General features: G+C 74.4%; 14 protein-coding genes. 13 read left to right on the top strand and 1 reads right to left on the bottom strand.

Going from position 1 to position 16590, the window contains the following annotated elements; translation table 11 throughout:
* The first annotated feature begins 10 nt into the window (after positions 1-10).
* On the top strand, positions 11-1378 hold the full coding sequence (locus EPD83_RS14595; RefSeq protein ID WP_128366951.1) for an MATE family efflux transporter: 1368 nt from the start codon (positions 11-13) through the stop codon (positions 1376-1378).
* Between the two features lie 23 nt (positions 1379-1401).
* On the opposite strand, the gene EPD83_RS14590 is transcribed toward EPD83_RS14595, so the two are convergent.
* On the bottom strand, positions 1402-2937 hold the full coding sequence (locus EPD83_RS14590; protein WP_128366950.1) for a gamma-glutamyltransferase: 1536 nt from the start codon (positions 2935-2937) through the stop codon (positions 1402-1404).
* Positions 2938-3009: 72 nt separating this feature from the next.
* On the opposite strand from EPD83_RS14590, the gene EPD83_RS14585 reads away from it, so the two are divergent.
* The 12 genes from EPD83_RS14585 to EPD83_RS14530 form a co-directional block, all read left to right on the top strand.
* Positions 3010-3822 carry an S-methyl-5'-thioinosine phosphorylase gene (locus EPD83_RS14585; RefSeq protein ID WP_128366107.1) on the top strand — a complete coding sequence of 271 codons (813 nt, stop codon included), beginning with the start codon at positions 3010-3012 and terminating at the stop codon, positions 3820-3822.
* Complete coding sequence (locus EPD83_RS14580) at positions 3819-5252, top strand: amidohydrolase family protein (RefSeq protein ID WP_128366108.1); 1434 nt, start codon at positions 3819-3821, stop codon at positions 5250-5252. The genes EPD83_RS14585 and EPD83_RS14580 overlap by 4 nt, the downstream gene beginning before the upstream one ends.
* A complete protein-coding gene (locus EPD83_RS14575; protein WP_128366109.1) occupies positions 5249-5749 on the top strand; it encodes a cupin domain-containing protein in 501 nt (166 codons plus the stop codon). The genes EPD83_RS14580 and EPD83_RS14575 overlap by 4 nt, the downstream gene beginning before the upstream one ends.
* A gap of 13 nt (positions 5750-5762) precedes the next feature.
* On the top strand, positions 5763-6527 hold the full coding sequence (locus EPD83_RS14570) for an SDR family NAD(P)-dependent oxidoreductase (protein WP_128366110.1): 765 nt from the start codon (positions 5763-5765) through the stop codon (positions 6525-6527).
* Positions 6528-6645: 118 nt separating this feature from the next.
* The gene (locus tag EPD83_RS14565; RefSeq protein ID WP_128366111.1) at positions 6646-7743 is read left to right on the top strand and encodes a BMP family ABC transporter substrate-binding protein; all 1098 of its coding nucleotides are present in this window, start codon (positions 6646-6648) and stop codon (positions 7741-7743) included.
* Positions 7744-7981: 238 nt separating this feature from the next.
* Positions 7982-9148, top strand: a complete 1167-nt coding sequence (locus tag EPD83_RS14560; RefSeq protein WP_128366112.1) for an ABC transporter permease — start codon at positions 7982-7984, stop codon at positions 9146-9148.
* A gap of 1 nt (position 9149) precedes the next feature.
* Positions 9150-10148 carry an ABC transporter permease gene (locus EPD83_RS14555; RefSeq protein ID WP_128366113.1) on the top strand — a complete coding sequence of 333 codons (999 nt, stop codon included), beginning with the start codon at positions 9150-9152 and terminating at the stop codon, positions 10146-10148.
* Positions 10148-11830, top strand: coding sequence for an ABC transporter ATP-binding protein (locus EPD83_RS14550; protein ID WP_235950625.1), 1683 nt, complete (start codon positions 10148-10150; stop codon positions 11828-11830). The genes EPD83_RS14555 and EPD83_RS14550 overlap by 1 nt, the downstream gene beginning before the upstream one ends.
* 1184 nt (positions 11831-13014) lie before the next feature.
* Positions 13015-14175, top strand: coding sequence for a ferredoxin reductase (locus tag EPD83_RS14545; RefSeq protein ID WP_128367694.1), 1161 nt, complete (start codon positions 13015-13017; stop codon positions 14173-14175).
* Between the two features lie 46 nt (positions 14176-14221).
* Positions 14222-15508, top strand: a complete 1287-nt coding sequence (locus EPD83_RS14540; protein ID WP_128367693.1) for a fatty acid desaturase family protein — start codon at positions 14222-14224, stop codon at positions 15506-15508.
* Positions 15509-15753: 245 nt separating this feature from the next.
* Positions 15754-16242 carry a CAP domain-containing protein gene (locus EPD83_RS14535; RefSeq protein ID WP_128367692.1) on the top strand — a complete coding sequence of 163 codons (489 nt, stop codon included), beginning with the start codon at positions 15754-15756 and terminating at the stop codon, positions 16240-16242.
* An 89-nt stretch (positions 16243-16331) separates the two neighbouring features.
* A partial coding sequence (locus tag EPD83_RS14530) for a TSUP family transporter (protein WP_165566763.1) occupies positions 16332-16590 on the top strand: 259 nt, incomplete at its 3' end.

The following is a 16590-nucleotide window of genomic DNA, read 5'->3' as shown; positions in this document are numbered from 1 at the left end:
GGGTGCGAGAGTGTCGCCCGTGACGGAGCAGGCGAGGACCGGGCAGCACCGCGAGGTCCTGCGCCTGGCCTGGCCCGCCTTCCTCGCCCTCGTCGCCGAGCCGCTCTTCCTCCTCGTCGACTCCGCCATCGTCGGCCGGCTCGGCGTCCAGCCGCTCGCCGGGCTCGGCGTCGCGAGCGCCGTCCTGCTCACCGCGGCCAACGTCTTCGTCTTCCTCGCCTACGGCACGACGAGCGTCGTCGCCCGCCAGCTCGGCGCGGGCTCGCGCTCGGGCGCCATCGCCGCGGGCATCGACGGCGCCTGGCTCGCGGTGGCACTCGGCCTCGTGACCACGGCCGTCGTCGCCGTCTTCGCCCGCGACCTCGCCGGGCTCTTCGGCGCCTCCGCGGCGGCGCTCGAGCAGGCCACCGTCTACCTGCGGGTCTCCGCCTTCGGCCTGCCCGGGATGCTCGTCGTCCTGGCCACCACCGGCGTCCTGCGCGGCCTGCAGGACACCCGCACCCCGCTCGTCGCCGCCGTCGTCGGGTTCTCGGCCAACGCGGGCCTCAGCCTGTGGTTCGTCCACGGCCTCGGCTGGGGCATCGCCGGGTCCGCCTGGGGCACGGTCATCGCCCAGACCGGAATGGCCCTCGGGCTCGGCGCCGTCCTCGTCCGCGCGGCCACCCGGTCGCAGGTGACCCTGCGCGCGCACCCCGGCCGGGTGCTCGCCGCCGCCCGGGGCGGGGTGCCGCTGCTCGTGCGCACCCTCGCGCTGCGCGCCGTCCTCGTCCTCACGACGTGGGTGGCGGCCGGCCTCGGCGACGTCCCGCTCGCCGCTTACCAGGTGACGGCGACGATCTGGTCCTTCCTCACCTTCGCCCTCGACGCCGTGGCGATCGCCGCGCAGGCCATCACCGGTCGCGCGCTCGGCGCCGGCGACCTCGCGACGACGCGGGCCGCCACCCGGCTCATGCTGCGCTGGGGCGTGCTCGCCGGCATCGTGCTCGGCCTCGTCGTCCTCGCCGTCCGCCCCTTCGTCGGGGCCCTCTTCACCACCGACGCCCGCGTCGCCACCGCCATCGCCGCGGCCCTCGTCGTCGTCGCCCTGTCCCAGCCGCTCTCGGGGTTCGTCTTCGTCGTCGACGGCGTGCTCATCGGCGCCGGCGACGGCCCGTGGCTCGCCCGGGCGATGGTCGCGACGCTGCTCGCCTACCTGCCCGTCGTGCTCGGGGTGCACCTGCTCGGGGACTGGCTGCTGCAGGGCGGGACCCAGAAGGGGGTCAACGACGCGGTCATCTGGCTCTGGCTCGCGTTCACCGTCTTCATGGGCGTGCGCGGGACGCTCATGCTGCTGCGGGTGCGCACCGAGCGCTGGATGGTCACCGGCGCCACCCGCTGACCGCAGGGGAGGACCGGGGCCGCTCAGGGGACGACGTCGACCGCGGCCTCGCGCCGGGGGTCGCCCGCCGCGACGAGCCGGCCGTCCTCGCGCCGGTAGGCGGCCCCGACGCCGCCGAAGTACATCGACAGCTCGCCGTGGTCGTGGTGGTCGAGCCCGGACCGCGCCACCGCCGCGGCGATCGCCTCGTCGGACTCGTGCTCGACGACCGGGACGAACCCGCCGGCCGACCCCGCGAAGCGGACGTGCAGCCGGGGCGCTTCGATCGCGGCCCGCAGCTCGGCGCCCTGGAGGCAACCCTGACCGAGTACCTGCATGAGCGCGGTCGTGATCCGGTCCGCCCCGGGCGACCCGACGGCCAGCGCCCGCCCGTCGGCCGTCCGCCCCGTCGTCGGCGCCATGTTCGAGGCCAGCCGCGTCCCCGGCGCGAGCGCGTGCAGCCCGAGCCGGTTGAGCTCGGGCTCCCCGAGACCGTTGTTCAGCAGCATCCCCGTCCCCGGCACCGTCACCCCCGCCCCGTAGCCCGCGGACATCGTGATCGCACAGGCCGTCCCGGAGGAGTCGACCGCGGACACGTTCGCCGTCGAGGACGACGAGGGCAGCCCCGCCAGGCCGTGCCGGTCGACCCCCGCGAGCAGGGCGTGCCCGGCGGCGTCGAGGTCGCGGGCGGTGTCGTGCACCTCCACCCGGTAGCGCAGGACGGCCTCCTGGACGCGGACGACGTCGGCCCAGGACCAGCGCCCGACCCGCGCCAGCTCCCCGAGCATCACCGCGAGCATCGGCCCGCCCACCGACGGCGGCGGGTTGATGGCGAGGTCCCAGTCCCCGGCGGTGCGACGCAGCGGCGTGCGCCGCACCGGCGCGTACGCCTCGAGGTCGGCCGCCGTCACGAGCCCGTCCCGGGCCGCCATGTCGGCGACCATGGCCCGGCCGACCTCGCCGGTCGTGAGCAGCGCGGGCCCCTCGCGGCCCAGCTGGTCCAGGACGTCGGCCAGCGCGCCGTTGGTCACGATCTCCCCGACGGCCGGCGCCGACCCGTCCGGCCGGGTGACCAGGGCGTACGCCTCGGGGTCGGCGCCGAACAGCGGGTCGGCGACGAAGCCGAGGTAGCGCGCCGCCGCCCCGTTCACCGGGTAGCCCTCGCGGCAGGCCGCCGCCGCCGGGGCGCACACGTCCGCCCACGACGCCGTGCCGAAGCCCGCGACCGCCTCCGCGCAGGCCGGCGCGGCCCCCGGGGTCGCCACGGACCCGTGCCCGGCGAACATCGTCACGCCGCCGCCGTAGTCGGTGTGGACCTCGCGCACCCCGCGCCCGAAGGCCTCGCGCGGCAGCCCCCGCCCCGGCATCTCGACGTTGCCGTCGAGCACCACCGGCTCGCCGTCCGCCGGCCACACCGAGACGTAGGCACCGCCGCCGAGCGAGACGATGCCGGGCTCGGTGGCCATCGCGGCCAGCGCCGCGGCGACGGCGACGTCGACCGCGGTGCCGCCCGCGCGCGCCACGGTCCGGCCGGCCGCCAGGGACACCGTCCCGGTCGCCGCGAGCGCCACCTGCGTCATGACGCGAATCCTGCCAGCGGGTGGGGCGGTCCGCGTCGCCGCGCCCCGTGACGGCCGGTAGCGTGGCCGCTCATGACCCGTCCGCCGCTCGCCGTCGTCGCCGGCACCGGGTTCTACGACCTCGAGGCGCTGGCGGACCCGGTCGAGCAGACCCTGGACACGGCGTGGGGGCAGGCCCGGGTCGTCCGCGGCACCTGGCACGGGCTGCCCGTCGCCTTCCTCACCCGCCACGGCGCCGGCCACTCGGTGCCGCCGCACCGCGTCGGCTACCGGGCGAACATCCGCGCCCTCGCCGACCTCGGCTGCCGCGACGTCCTCGCCGTCAACGTCACGGGGTCGATCGACGAGGCCCTCTCCCCCGGCGACCTCGTCTGCGTCGACGACTTCCTCGACCTCACCCGGCAGCGCCCGCTGACCTTCTTCGACGGCTCGGGGCCCGAGGGCGTCGTGCACACCGACGTCTCCGACCCCTACGACCCCGCGCTGCGCGCCGAGATCCTGGCCGCCGCGGCGGCCGCCGGGCACCCGATGGTCGACGGCGGCGTCTACGCCTGCTTCGAGGGGCCCCGCTTCGAGACCGCCGCCGAGATCCGCCTGGCCCGCCTCGCCGGCGGCACGGTGGCGGGCATGACCGGCGTCCCCGAGGTGACCCTGGCCCGGGAGGCCGGGCTGCGCTACGCCGCCGTCTCGCTCGTCGTCAACCCCGCCACCGGCGTCGGCGACACCCCCATCACGATGGCCGACATCGAGGAGGTCCTCGCCCGCAGCCGCGCCGCCGTGCTCGAGGTCCTCGGCACTCTCGTCCGCACCCGCGCCGCCGACGACGAGGCCGGCGACGTCACCGCCCCCGACCACGCCGCGCCCGCCGAGGAGGCCCTGCCGTGACCCGGCTCGTCCTGCAGAACGCCGCGTACGTCGTCACCGTCGACGACGCCGACACCGTCCACCCCGACACGACCGTCGTCGTCGAGGACGGCACGGTCACCGAGCTGCGTCCCGCCGCCGACGGCCCGGTCGACGGCGACGAGGTGGTCGACGCCACCGGGCGGCTGGTCATGCCGGGGCTCGTGAACCTGCACACGCACCTGCCCATGACGCTGCTGCGCGGCCTGGCCGAGGACGTCGACCTCCAGGGCTTCCTCACCCGGGTCTGGGCGGCCGAGGGCGCGGTGATGGACGAGGACACCGTCGAGCTCGGCGCCACGCTCGGGGCGCTGGAGTCGCTGCTCGGCGGCTGCACGACCCAGCTCGACATGTACTTCCACCACGAGGCCGCGCACCGCGGCGCGGTCGCGGCCGGCAGCCGGCACGTCATCGGCCCGGTGTTCATGGACGGCCCCGGCCCGGACGGCCTGGAGTGGCAGCAGCGCCTGGACCTCATGCGCGACTGGCGCCGCGGGCTGGCCGCCATCGGCGGGCCGACCGTGCCGCTGGCCGCCATGCCGCACGCGACCTACACCTGCTCGCCCGAGCACCTCGCCGACGTCGCGACGCTGCTCCAGGAGCTGGTCGCCGACCCCACCGGCGAGGCGTCCGACGCGCCACGCCCGCTGCTCACGACGCACGTGTCCGAGAACGCGTTCGAGAACGACGACGTGCGTCGCCGCCACGGCGCCAGCCCCACCGAGGTGCTCGCCGGCGCGGGCTGGCTCGACGGCCGGGTGCCGTTCGTCGCCGGCCACGGCGTGCACCTGGGCCCGGAGGACCTCGAGCTGCTCGTCGGCGCCGGGGCGGCCGTCGCCCACTGCCCGGGGTCGAACCTCAAGCTGGCCAGCGGGGCGCTGCCCTGGGAGGACGTGCGCCGCAGCGGGGTCCGCCTCGGGCTCGGCACCGACGGCTGCTCCAGCAGCAACGACCTCGACATGTGGCAGGCGATGCGCCAGGCCGCGCTCCTGGCCCGGCTCACCGGCGGCCGTCCGGACGTCGCGAGCGCCCACGACGTGCTGCGGGCCGGCACCGTCGACGGCGCCCGGGCCCTGGGGCTCGGCGGCGAGATCGGGTCGGTCGAGCCCGGCAAGCGCGCCGACCTCGTCCTGCTCGACCTCGACCGGCCGCACCTCACCCCGGTCCACGACGTCGCCGCCCTGCTCGTCTTCGCCGCCGGCCGGGCCGACGTCACCGACGTCCTCGTCGACGGCGAGGTCGTCGTCCGGGACGGGAGGAGCACCCGGGTCGACACCGCCGACCTCCTGGCCCGCGCCCGCTCCCGGGGCGCCATCGCGCGCGAGGCGGCCCGGGAGGCCGCCCGCGCCGAGGCCGCCCGCGCCGAGGCGGACCGTCCCGCCGCACCGGCGGCGCAGGAGGGCCCGGCATGAGCGAGCTCCCCGACATCCCGCGGGTCGACCCGCCGGACGAGAGCGCCGAGGAGGTCATCGACCGGCTCGGCATGGTCCCCATCCCCGAGGAGGGCGCCTGGTACGTCGCCGGGCCGCGCACCCAGGGCCTCAACGCCATCACCGTCCTGCTCACCAACCGTCCCGACGGCTTCTCGGCCATGCACCGCCTCGCGATCGACGAGGGCTGGCAGTGGCTCGGCGGCGCCCCGGCGGCCCTGCTGCGGCTGCGGCCGGGCGGGTCCGGGGTCCTCAACTACGTCGGCGAGCAGCACGCCCAGGTCCTCGTCCGCCGCAACACGTGGATGGGCGCGACGACCCTCGGCTACTGGACGCTCCTGTCGTGCTGGTGCGCGCCGGCCTTCCGGCCCGAGCACTTCGAGCTCGGCGAGCGGGCGGCCCTCGTCGCCGAGTACCCGCAGTTCACGACCGAGATCACGACGCTCACCCGCGAGCAGCCCGTCGGGCGGATGCAGTGACGCCGGTCCGCCGGTGACCGCGCTCGTCACCGGCGCCAGCGGAGGCCTCGGCCGCGCGCTCGCGCTCTCCCTGGCCGCGGGCGGGCACGACGTCGGGGTCCACCACCGCACCGACGCCGCCGGTGCCGCGGCCACCGTCCGCGACGTCGAGGCCGCCGGCCGCCGCGCCGCCGCCCTGCACGCCGACCTCGACGTCCCCCTGGACGACCCCGCCGGGCTCGACGCCGCGTGCGCCGACCTGCTCGACCGCTGCGCCGCCGCCCTCGCCCCGCCCGACGTCGTCGTCCTCAGCGCCTTCCCCCAGCACCTGGTGGCGTGGGAGGACCTCGACACCGCGGCCTGGGACGCCTACCTCTCCGGCGGGCTGCTGCCGACCGCCGTCCTCCTCCACGCGGCCGCCGAGCGGATGGCCGCGACCGGCGGCGGCGTCGTCGTCCTCGTCGGGTCCATCGAGGGCCTCCGGGCGATGCCGGGCCACGCCCCCTACGCCGTCAGCAAGGCCGCCGTGCACCACCTCGTCGGCGCGGCCGCGCACGCCCTCGGACCGCGCGGGGTGCGGGTCGTCGGGGTCGCCCCCGGCCTCGTCGACCGCCCGGGGCTCGCGCGGGACTGGCCGGACGGCGTGTCGCGCTTCCGCGCCGCCGCCGCCCTCGGCCGGCCCGTCACCCCCGAGGAGGTCGCGGCCACCGTGACGTTCCTCGCCTCACGAGGTGCCTCCGGTATCACCGGCACCACGGTCACCGTCGACGCCGGGTGGTCCGCGGCTCCCGGCTGGTGACCGGCGGTGACCCGCGGGTAACGGCTGCGTTACGACCCCTGTCGGGTGTTCAGGGCGGCCCGGTCGAGGGCTTAGAGTCTGCGGGTCTGACCCGACGTCCTCCCGAGGAGACCCCCACATGAAGTCCACGCGTTACCTCGTCGCGGTGCCCGCGGCGCTCGCCCTGGCCCTCGCGGGCTGCGGTGGCAGCACCGGTTCCGGGAGCGGGGGCGGCACCGACAGCTCCGCGTCCGGCTCGGCCGACTCGGGTGCCCCCACCGACGACTCCAACTGCGCCGACGAGGCGGTCTTCTGCATCGGGCTCGTCACCGACACCGGCAAGGTCGACGACAAGTCGTTCAACCAGTCCGCCCACGAGGGCGCCAAGGCCGCGGCCGCCGACCTCGAGGGCTACTACAAGTACATCGAGACGCAGGACGCCAAGGACTACGCGGCGAACATGCAGCAGTTCACGAACAAGAAGTACGACGTCGTCGTCACCGTGGGCTTCCTCATGACCGACGCCACCGTCGAGGCCGCCAAGGGCTCCCCCGACACCAAGTTCATCGGTGTCGACCAGGGCTACCCCGAGGGCACGAGCGAGACCAACCTCACCGGGCTCGTCTTCCCCGAGGACCAGGCGGGCTACTCCGCCGGCTACCTCGCGGGCCTGATGACCAAGACGAACAAGCTCGGCCAGGTCCTCGGCCTCGAGATCCCGCCGGTGCAGAAGTTCGCCAAGGGCTTCGAGAACGGCGCCAAGGCCGCGAACCCCGAGGTCTCGGTCAAGACCGTGTACCACCCCGCCGGCGACAACGCGTTCAACGACCCGGTGTGGGGCGCGGGCCAGGCCAAGACCCAGCTCTCCCAGGGCGCCGACATCATCTTCGGCGCGGGCGGCAACACCGGCAACGGTGCGCTCCAGGAGGTCGCCAAGTCCAAGGGCGCCGGCACCGACACGTACTGCATCGGCGTCGACACCGACCAGTGGGACACCGTCCCCGCCGCCCAGCCGTGCCTCATCACCTCGGCGACCAAGCTCATCACCAAGGGCGTCACCGACACCATCACGCAGGCCAAGGACGGTGAGTTCGAGGGCGTCCAGACCGTCGGCGAGGCCGGCCTCGCGCCGTACCACGACTTCGACAGCAAGATCCCGGACGACGTGAAGACCAAGGTCGACGACGTCGTCAAGCAGCTGCAGGACGGCTCGCTGAAGACCGACGTCACGCTCTGACGCGCGGCCCGCGTCGCCCCGTGTGACGCACCGCCCGAGGGGGCGGGCATCCGGCCCGGGATGCCCGCCCCCTCGGCACGTCCGCCCCTTCCCGGGGGGCGGCACGTCGGGGCGCCGACCCCGCCGAGGCACTGTCAACTCGTGCCCATAGGGTGCGTGTCGAGCCAGCAGCCGCCTCCTTCCGCCCGGCCGCGGGCACCCGCCACACTGTGGGCACCCGAGAGACACCTGGAGACCCATGTCCGACACCACGACGACGGACCCGGCCGCGCCGCCCACGGACCCCGGGCCCGACGAGCCGCGTGACCGCGGCGGGCTGCTCGCCTACCTCATCGGCCACCAGAGCGGCGTCGTCATCGTCGTCGCGCTCGTCATCTCCCTGCTCGTCGGCGCCGCGCTCATCCGCTACCAGGGCGTCAACCCCTGGTACGCCTACGAGACCCTCGTGCGGGAGGCGCTCGTCACCCCCGGTGGCTTCACCCGCACGCTGCAGAAGACCGCCCCGCTCGTCCTCACCGGGCTCGCCGTCGTGCTGCCCCTGCGCGTGGGCCTGTTCAACATCGGGGGCCAGGGCCAGTTCGCGATGGGCGCCATCTTCGGCGCCTGGGTGGCCTACGTCGCGGGCGGTGCCGGCTTCCTCGGCGCCCTCCTCGGGATGGTCGCCGGGCTCGTCTTCGGCGCCCTCGTCGGCATCCTCGTCGGTGTCCTCAAGGCCTACCGCGGCGTCCACGAGGTCATCTCGACGATCATGCTCAACTACATCGTCGCGGGCGTCACCTTCTGGCTCGTCGTCGGGCCGCTCCAGGCGGAGTCGTCCAAGACCAGCGGCATCCCCAAGACCGAGACGATCCCCGAGGCCGCCCAGCTGAGCGCCGTCGCCGGCGTGCCGGTCGGCTTCGCGGTGGCCGTCGTCCTCGCCGTCGCCTGCTGGTGGATGCTCTCGCGGACCAGCCTCGGCTTCCGCTTCAACACCGTCGGGGCCAACAAGAGCGCCGCCGGCTACGCGGGCATCCCCATCAACCGGGTCGTCGTGCTGTCGATGGCGCTCGGCGCCGGGCTGGCCGGCCTCGGCGGCGCGCTCGAGGCCGAGGGCACGCTGCACCAGTTCGAGCCCGCCATCGTCGGCACCCTGGGCTTCGACGGCATCACGATCGCGCTGCTCGCCCGGGCCAACCCGCTGGCGACGATCCCGGCGGCGTTCCTCGTCGGGATGCTGCGCACCGGCGCCGCCGGGCTGCAGTTCGCGACGCAGACCCCGACCCTGCCCACCGGCATCACGCCGGAGATCGTCGACCTCCTGCTGGCGATCATCCTCCTCATGGTCTCCATCCCCGTCCTCGGCCGGTGGATCTTCCGCAGCCGCGCCGACAAGGCGAGTGTCGCCACGACGAGCTGGGGGAGCTGACGTGCAGACCTGGATCGCCAAGAACCGCACGACGCTGGTCATCGCGGCCGTCGTCGTCGTCGCGGCCTACGTCTTCTACTACGCGAAGAACGACATCGCCCCCTCGATGTACGTCTCGGCCTGGGGCTACGCCATCCCGCTCGTGCTCGCCTCGCTCGTCGGGGTCATCGGCGAGCGCTCCGGCGTGGTGAACATCGGCATCGAGGGGCAGATGCTCATCGCCGCGTTCGCCGGCTTCTTCGTCGCCGCGTACAGCGGGTCGATGCTCGCCGGGGTCCTCGCCGGCGTCGGCAGCGGCCTCGTCGCCGGCGCCTTCCTGGCCTGGACGACCGTGCGCTGGCGGATGGACCAGATCATCGCCGGCGTCGTCCTCAACATCGTCGCCACCGGCATCACGTCCTTCTACTACACGCCGGGCCAGATCCTCCCGGGCGTCATCCCCAACCTCACGGTGCCGGGCCTGTCGAGCATCCCGCTCATCGGTGACGTCTTCTTCACCGGCGAGAGCGCCATCGCGCTGTTCGCCATCGTCGCCGCGCTGCTCGTCCACGTCGGCCTGTTCCGCACCCGCTGGGGGCTGCGCACCCGCGCGGTCGGGGAGTACCCCTCGGCCGCCGACACCGCCGGCATCGACGTCGAGCGGCTGCGCATCATCAACGTCACCCTCGCCGGGTCGCTCGCCGGGCTGGCCGGGGTCTACCTGTCGATGGACGCCTCGAGCACCTTCGAGCGGAGCATGACCGCCGGCCGCGGCTTCCTCGCGCTGGCCATCATGATCATGGGCATGTGGCGGCCGCTGCGGGCCTTCTCGATGGCCCTGTTCTTCGGTTTCATCAGCGCCGTCGCCTCCCAGCTGCAGCAGACCGGCGGCTTCGCCGTCCCGCCGCAGCTCACCGGGACCCTGCCCTACGTCGCCACGCTCGTCGTCCTGGCCGTCGCCGCCGGGCGGGTGCGCGCCCCGGGGGCGGTCGGGCAGCCCTACGTGAAGAAGGACCAGTGATGAGCGAGCCCACGAGCGGACCGACCTCGTCCGGCGCCGAGCGTCCCGAGACGGAGGGCACGCCGCACCCGGCGGGCCACGACGACACCTCGCGCGAGCACCTGGAGGCCATCGCCACCACCGACGCCGCGCTCGAGCTGCCGCCCGAGCAGTCCGGGTTCGGCGAGGGTGTCGTCGGCGAGGTGCTGCTCGACATCCGCGGTCTCACGAAGAGCTTCGGGTCGGTGCACGCCAACCGGGACATCAGCCTCGACGTCCGCCGCGGCGAGATCGTCGCCCTCCTCGGGGAGAACGGCGCCGGCAAGTCGACGCTGGTCAACCAGATCTTCGGGCTCATCACCCCCGACTCCGGCACGGTGTCGATCAAGGGCGACGAGCGCCGCATCAAGGACCCGCGCGACGCCATCGCCCGCGGGGTCGGGATGGTCCACCAGCACTTCCAGCTCGTCCCGGTGATGACCGTCGCCGAGAACGTCATGCTCGGCCACGAGTCGGTCCGCGGCGGGCTGCTCGACCTCGACTCCGCCCGGCGTATGGTCCGCGAGCTGTCCGAGAAGCACCGCCTGGCCGTCGACCCGGACGCCGAGGTCGAGGACCTTCCGGTCGGCACCCAGCAGCGCGTCGAGATCCTCAAAGCCCTCTCGCGGCGGGTCGACCTGCTCATCCTCGACGAGCCCACCGCCGTGCTCACCCCGCAGGAGACCGACGAGCTGCTCGGAGTCATGCGCGAGCTCGCCAACTCGGGGACCTCGATCGTCTTCATCACGCACAAGCTGCGCGAGGTGCTCGCCGTCTCCGACCGGGTGTACGTGCTGCGCCAGGGCGAGGTCGTCGGCGAGGTCGCGACGAAGGACACCGACGCGACCCGGCTGGCGACGATGATGGTCGGTCGCGAGGTCGTCCTGTCCATCGACAAGACCGCCGCGACCCCCGGCGACACCGTCCTGGAGATCGAGGACCTGCACGTCAGCGACGACCGCGGGCTCGCGGCCGTCGACGGGCTGAGCCTCACCGTCCGGGCCGGTGAGATCGTCGGCGTCGCCGGGGTCGAGGGCAACGGCCAGCGCGAGCTCGTCGAGGCCCTGGCCGGGATGCGCAAGGTCGGCTCGGGGCGGATGCGGCTCAAGGACCTCGACCTCACGACCGCCGACCCGTACCGGACCCACCACGCGGGCGTCGGCCACATCCCGGAGGACCGCGAGAAGCACGGCATCGTCGGAACGTACTCCATCGCCGACAACCTCGTCCTCAACGAGTTCGACCAGGCGCCGTACAGCAAGAGCGGCGTGCGGCAGTTCGACGCCATCCGCGCGAACGCCGAGCGGCTGCGCGAGGAGTTCGACATCCGCTCCTCCGGCGTCATGCAGACGGCCGGGTCCCTCTCCGGCGGCAACAAGCAGAAGGTCGTCGTCGCCCGCGAGATGTCCTTCGAGCCGACGCTGCTCATGGCCGCCCAGCCGACCCGCGGGGTCGACGTCGGCTCGATCGAGTTCATCCACCGGCGGATCGTCGAGGCCCGCGACGCCGGCGCCGCGGTGCTGCTCGTGTCCGCCGAGCTCGACGAGATCCTCTCGCTGTCGGACCGCATCGCCGTCGTCCACGGCGGCGCCGTCGTCGCCGAGATGGACGCCGCCGACGCCGACCGCACCGAGATCGGCCGCCTCATGGCCGGCGACCACTGACCCCTCCCCACCCCGCCGCACCCGACCCTCCCGCCGCACTCCCCACCTGTACCTCCCGCCCCGCGCCCCCTGACCCTCCCGCCCCGCGCCACCTGACCTCCCGCCGCGCGCCACCTGACCTCCCGCCCCGCGCCACCTGACCTCCCGCCACGAGCCGACGACACGCCGGGCGCGCTCCCGGCGTGTCCGCCCTCTCAGGCCACCAGACCAAGCCAACGTGTCGTCCGCCCGTGGCCCGAACGCCGCGCACCCGGCCGGCGACCACTGGCCCCTGCCCGCCACGAGCCGACGACACGCCGGGCGCGCCCCCGGCGTGTCCGCCCCCTCAGGCCACTAGACCGAGCCAACGTGTCGTCCGCCCGTCGCCCGAACGCCGCTCACCCGGCCGTCGACCGCTAACCCTGCCCGCCACGCCGCACCTGTACCTCCCGCCGCGCGCCACCTGACCCTCCCGCCACGAGCCGACGACACGCCGGGCGCGCCCCCGGCGTGTCCACCCCGTCAAACCACCAGACCGAGCCAACGTGTCGTCCGCTCGTCGGCCCGAACGCCGCACACCCGCCCGACGACACGCCCGACGCGCCCCCGGCGTGTCCACCCCTCCAGGCCACCAGACAGGGCCAACGTGTCGTCCGCCCGTCGCCCGAACGCCGCGCACCCGGCCAGCGACCACTGGCCCCTGCCCGCCACGCCGCACCTGTGCCTCCCGCCGCGCGCCACCTCACCCTGCCGCCACGAACCGACGACACGCCCGACGCGCCCCCGGCGTGTCGGCGTCTCCGGCCCCCAGACAGGGCCAACGTGTCGTCCCCCCGTCGCCCGAACGCCGCGCACCCGGCCGGCGACCACAGGCCCCTGCCCGCCACGAGCCGACGACACGCCCGACGCGCCGCCGGCGTGTCCACCCCCTCAGGCCAGCAGACAGGGCCAACGTGTCGTCCGCCCCGTCGCCCCGAACGCCGCACACCCGGCCGGCGACCACTGACCCCTGTCCGCCACGAGCCGACGACACGCGGGGCGCGCCCCCGGCGTGTCCACCCCCTCAGGCCACCTGACAGGGCCACCGTGTCGTCCGCCCGTCACCGGACCCGGCCTCGGGTCCCCGCCCCGGGCACCCCGATCGCTTCCTGAGAAGACAACCTACGGTGTCGTAACCTACGCGAACGTAGGTTACTCTTGGGTGCATGACGGCACCGAGCATCGACCGAGCGACCCCCGACCGGGGCGCCACCCGGCCCCGCCTCGGCGCGCACGCTCCCGGACCGCTCGGCGGTCTGGCCCGCGGCGCCCGCAAGGTCGCCGAGGCCCTGGCCACCCCGCTCGTCCCGGCCGACTACCTCGACCTGTTCGACCCGATGCGCGCCGGCGCCGACCTGCGCGGCCGCATCGTCGAGGTCCGGCCCGAGACCGCCGACGCCGCCACCGTCGTCATCCGTCCCGGTCGCGGCTGGCGGGGCCACGTGCCCGGCCAGTACATCCGCATCGGCATCGAGATCGACGGGGTCCGGCACTGGCGCGCCTACAGCCTCACCCACCGAGCCGACGGCTCGCCCGCCGCCGGCATCCCGGCCGGGTGCATCGCCATCACGACCAAGGCCATCCCGGACGGCAAGGTGAGCAGCCACCTCGTGCGGCACGCCGCCCCCGGCACGCTGGTCATGCTCGACCAGGCCACCGGCGACTTCACCCTCACCTCGCCCGCCCCGGCCAAGGTGCTCTTCCTCACCGCCGGCAGCGGCATCACGCCGGTCATGGGCATGCTGCGCAACCACCTGCCCGAGCTCACCGACGTCGCCCACGTCCACTGCGCCCCCACCGAGGGCGACGTGATCTTCCGCCACGAGCTCACCGGCCACCACGACAGCGGCCGGATCGCGCTCACCCTCAACCTCGACGACGTCCACGGCGTCCTCGACCTCGCCCGGCTCGACGGGATGGTCCCCGACTGGCGCGAGCGCGAGACCTGGCTCTGCGGCCCGACGCCCCTGCTCGACGCCGCCGAGAAGCACTGGGCCAACGCCGGCGTCCCCGACCGGCTGCACGTCGAGCGGTTCCGCCCGAGCGTCGTCGAGCCCGGCGAGGGCGGCACCGTCACCTTCGCCCGCACCGGCCGGGTCGTCGACGCCGACGGCTCCACGGCCATCCTCGACGCTGGCGAGGAGTCCGGCGTCGTCATGCCGAGCGGCTGCCGGATGGGCATCTGCTTCGGCTGCGTGGTCCCGATGCGCTCCGGCGCCATCCGCGACCTGCGCACCGGGGAGGTCACCGTCCACGAGTCCGACGAGCCCCTCCCCGTCCAGACCTGCGTCAACGCCGTCGCCGGCGCCTGCGAGATCGACCTCTGACCCGTCGCCGACCGCGACCCCGCGACGTCCCACGGAAGGACCACCAATGACCCTCGCCCCCGAACGCCCCACCACCGCCAAGGGCATCGACCCGCGCCTGCGCGTCGAGTCCGACGCACCCCGCCCCCAGCGCCCGGCGCTGAAGAAGTCCGGCCGCCCCAACCCGGCCGCCCACCTGACCCCCGAGCAGATCGAGGGGATCGGCCGCGAGCTCGACGCCCTGCGCGCCGAGGTCATGGACTCCCGTGGCGCCCGCGACGCCGCGTACATCCGCAAGGTCATCAAGGCCCAGCGCTACATCGAGATGGGCTCGCGCGCCGCGCTGCTGTTCAGCGGCGTCAAGGTCAAGGGCGTCCGGCCGCTGTGGTGGGTCGGCACCGCCGGCCTGTCGGTGGCCAAGATCCTCGAGAACATGGAGATCGGCCACAACGTCATGCACGGCCAGTGGGACTGGATGCGTGACCCGAAGATCCACTCGACCGCCTGGGAGTGGGACAACGCCAGCCCGTCGAGCCAGTGGAAGCACTCGCACAACGAGATCCACCACACCTTCACCAACGTCCTCGGCCGCGACAACGACCTCGGCTACGGCATCCTGCGCGTCGACGAGGACCAGCGCTGGACGCCCTTCTACCTCTTCCAGCCGATCTGGCACGTCGGCAACGCCCTGCTCTTCGAGTACTCCATCGCCGCCTACGACCTCGAGCTCGGGGCGTACATGGCCAAGAAGGACCGGATGAGCGAGGAGCAGAAGGCCGAGTTCAAGAACAACGCCGACGAGGTCGTCGCCAAGATCAAGCGGCAGGCCACGCGCGACTACGTCGTCCACCCGGCCCTGGCCGCCGTCACCGGCTCGGCCCGCACGACGCTGACCGCCAACCTCGTCGCCAACCTCGTGCGCAACGTGTGGACGAACACCGTCATCATCTGCGGCCACTTCCCGCCCGGCATCGCGACCTTCGAGAAGACCTCGATCGACGGCGAGACCCGCGGCGAGTGGTACCTGCGGCAGATGCTCGGGTCCGGCAACATCAGCGGCACCAAGGCCATGCACGTGATGACCGGCAACCTCAGCCACCAGATCGAGCACCACCTCTTCCCGGACATGCCGAGCAACCGGTACGCCGAGATCGCCCCGCGCATCCGCGACCTCATGGAGCGTCACGACCTGCCCTACGTCACCGGCAGCCTGTGGAAGCAGGCCGGCTCGGTGTACTGGAAGGTCGTCGAGCTCTCGCTGCCGAACAAGGTCGAGGGCCGGCGCCGCCGCGACATCGTCAAGCTCGAGCTGACGAAGGCCTGGCGCAAGAAGAAGCGCGCCCGCCGCGCCTGAGCCGTCGGCGACCCCCGCGTCGCCCGGCCGCCGCACCACCCGAGACCGCCCGCGTCCCCCGGACGCGGGCGGTCTCGTCCGTTCGGCCAGGACCGCCCGGCCCGGCGCGCGGCTCCCGCGGCGACTGCCTACCGTGGGACCCGCGCGGCGAGCCCCGGCGCCGCGCGACCCCGCCGCCCCGGCGCGCGGCCCGTCCCTGCACCCCGTGACCGAGCCGGTCCCGACCCACCCCGAGGTGACCCCCCGTGCCGTCCTCCCCCCGCGCCCTCCTGGTGCGCGCCGCCCTCGCCGCCGCCGTCCTCGTCCCGGCCGGTCTCGTGAGCGCCCAGCCCGCCGCGGCCTACACCAACGCCGAGCTCGAGGGCTACGTCGTGACGTTCGTCAACGCCGAGCGGCGCAAGGTCGGCTGCGCGAACCTGCGCACGGACGCCCGCCTGCGGACCGCGGCGCGCAAGCACAGCTGGAGCATGAAGACCTACGACTTCTTCAGCCACACCTCGCGCGACGGCCGCACGCCCTGGGACCGGATGCGCAACGAGGGCTACGCCTACCCCCGCGCCGAGAACATCGCCGCCGGCCAGCGCCGGGCCCGTGACGTCGTCGCCGCCTGGATGAACAGCCCCGGACACCGCGCCAACATCCTCGACTGCCGGAACAAGGCCGTCGGGGTCGGGCTGTCGCGGGGCCGCTCGACCTACGGGTACTACTGGACCCAGGACTTCGGCAGCCGCTGACCGAGCCGCCCCGCCCCGTGGGCGGGTGCCGAGGTGGCCGTCCCGGCGACCGGGCGAGCGCCCGACCCGCCGACCCGTAGTCTCGGGCCGTGCTCGGCCTCTTCGGCGGGACCGTCCTCGGCCTGCTCCTCCTCGGGCTCGCGGCGCTGCTCATCGGGTACTCCAAGACCGCGCTCGGCGGGCTCGGGGTCGTCGCCGTCGCCCTGTTCGCCACGGTGCTGCCGGCGAAGCAGTCGACCGCCGCGATCCTCGCCGTCCTCGTCGTCGGGGACCTCGTCGCGGTCTGGCACTACCGCCGAGACGCCGACTGGGGCCTCGTGCGGCGCCTGCTGCCGGCCGTCCTGCCCG

The sequence above is a fragment of the Phycicoccus flavus genome (assembly GCF_004025965.2).
GTDB classification, from domain to species: domain Bacteria; phylum Actinomycetota; class Actinomycetes; order Actinomycetales; family Dermatophilaceae; genus Phycicoccus; species Phycicoccus flavus.
This window is presented reverse-complemented; position numbering and strand designations above follow the sequence as displayed.